Below are 1888 nucleotides of genomic sequence, written 5' to 3'. Positions count from 1 at the left end.
CGACTACGCGCTGGAACTGGTGCACGTGCTGGCCCCGCAGATCGACAAGCGCGATCTGCGCCGCGTGCTCGACGGCAACCAGGCGGCCGACTGGCCGCGGCCGCCGAGCTGGGAAGAACTGACCCAGACCATCACCAGCTGAGGCGGTGCGGGCAACCGACCGCGCTGGCGTCGCCGTCTGGCCGGTGGTGTGTTCGAGCTGGCGCATCTGCCCACGGTGAGGCTTTGCTACGCTGCAGGCCGTTTCTACGAGCTCGGGGATGTGCATGGAATTTGCCGCGGTGGCCTATCGCAGTACCGCCGTGTCCGGGCTCGGCAGCGACGAGCTGGATCATCTGCTGGTGGGCGCGCGTGCGCACAACCGGATGGAGGGCGTCACCGGCGTGCTGCTGTATGACGGGCGCCATTTCTTCCAGTATTTCGAGGGGGAGGCAGCGGGGGTGGCGCGGATCTACGGGCGTATCCGCGCCTCGCGGCTGCATGTGGACCTGCAGGAGCTGCAGCACGGCCCGGTGTCGCAGCTGTATTTCCGGCACTGGTACATGGGCTGCCGCCAGACCGGCAACAGCGTACTGCAGCAGCTCAGCAGCCAGCAGTGGCGCCGCGAAGCGACCGCGTTGGACGGCGGCGGCGCGGATGACCCGCCGGGACTTCAGCAGCTGCGCGATTTCTGGGCACGCCAGGAGGGCGTGGCGCGCTGAGCCGGTTCAGATCTCCTCGTGCAGCCCGCATTCGCGCTTGAGGCCGAAGAAGCGGGTGTCCTCCTCGCGCATGCCGGGCTCCCATCGCCGGGTGGTGTGGAAATCGCCGATGGAGACATAGCCCTGTTCCCACAGCGGGTGGTAGGGCAGCTGGTGTTCCTGCAGGTACTGCCACACGTCGCGGTCGTTCCAGTCGGCGATCGGATTGATCTTGTAGCGCTCGCCGCGCCGCTGCAGCACCGGCGTGGTGGCGCGGCTGGCCGACTGCCCACGGCGCAGGCCGGTGAACCAGGTGCCGGCCTGCAACTCGTCCAGCGCGCGCTTCATCGGCTCGACCTTGCGCAGGTTGTTGTAATGCTCGATACCGACCACGCCCTGTTCCCACAGCCGGCCGTGACGGGCCTCCATCCAGGCGCGGCTGACCAGCGGCCGGTAGACCTTGAGGTTGAGCTTCAGGCGCTCGGTCAGTGCGTCGGCGAAGCGGTAGGTTTCCGGGAACAGATAGCCGGTATCGACCAGGATCACCGGGATGTCCGGTTGCTGGCTGCTGAGCAGGTGCAAGGTCACCGCCGACTGCGCGCCGAAGCTGGAGGACAGCACGTGCGTCCCCGGGGCATGTCGCAGGGCCCAGCGCACGCGATCGGCTGCGCCCATCGCTTCGAGCTGCGCATTCAACGGACCCAGGTCGTCCGGCAGGCCGGCAGCGAACGAAGGGGAGGGGGCGGCGGACAGGGCACTCATGCGTGCAGTTCCACGGGAATCTGGCGGTGGGTGGGGTAGGTGGGCAGTTCGACGATGCCGGCGCGGTGCAGGAAGTCGCCGAAGCCTTCACCGCCGGTGCGCTCGCCGGCATAGCGGGCCAGCAGCGGTTCCAGCGCGGCGAGGATCTCCGGCTCGGTGATGTTTTCGCGGTACAGCGTGTTCACGCGCTGGCCACGGTGATCGGCGCCGAGCATCAGGTTGTAGCGGCCCGGGGCCTTGCCGACCAGCGCGATCTCGCCCAGATAGGGGCGCGAGCAGCCGTTCGGGCAGCCTGAAATGCGCAGAAGGATCGGCGCATCGACCAGCCCGTGCCGCTCCAGCAGCGGCTGCAGCCTGGCGCTGAAGTCGGGCAGGTAGCGTTCGGCTTCTGCCATCGCCAGGCCGCAGGTTGGCAGTGCGACGCAGGCCATGGCCGCGCGCGCCAG

General features: G+C 68.6%; 2 protein-coding genes and 2 pseudogenes. 2 read left to right on the top strand and 2 right to left on the bottom strand.

What is annotated here, in order from left to right; translation table 11 throughout:
* Together JCM9942_RS19210 and JCM9942_RS14965 are read left to right on the top strand one after the other, a co-directional pair.
* Window positions 1-142: pseudogene (locus JCM9942_RS19210) on the top strand (CysB family transcriptional regulator); the annotation flags it as partial.
* A gap of 118 nt (window positions 143-260) precedes the next feature.
* Window positions 261-701, top strand: a complete 441-nt coding sequence (locus tag JCM9942_RS14965) for a BLUF domain-containing protein (RefSeq protein WP_054660636.1) — start codon at window positions 261-263, stop codon at window positions 699-701.
* Between the two features lie 6 nt (window positions 702-707).
* On the opposite strand, the gene JCM9942_RS14960 is transcribed toward JCM9942_RS14965, so the two are convergent.
* Entirely contained in the window at window positions 708-1442 is a 735-nt protein-coding gene (locus JCM9942_RS14960; RefSeq protein WP_425478360.1) for a phosphoadenylyl-sulfate reductase, read from the bottom strand.
* Window positions 1439-1888, bottom strand: a pseudogene (locus JCM9942_RS14955) (sulfite reductase); the annotation flags it as partial. The gene JCM9942_RS14960 and the pseudogene JCM9942_RS14955, both read right to left, overlap by 4 nt.

The sequence above is a fragment of the Stenotrophomonas pictorum JCM 9942 genome, assembly GCF_001310775.1.
In the GTDB taxonomy this organism is placed as follows: Bacteria; Pseudomonadota; Gammaproteobacteria; order Xanthomonadales; family Xanthomonadaceae; genus Stenotrophomonas; species Stenotrophomonas pictorum.
The sequence above is the reverse complement of the archived record's forward strand: the minus strand, read 5'-3'. Positions and strand labels throughout refer to the sequence as shown.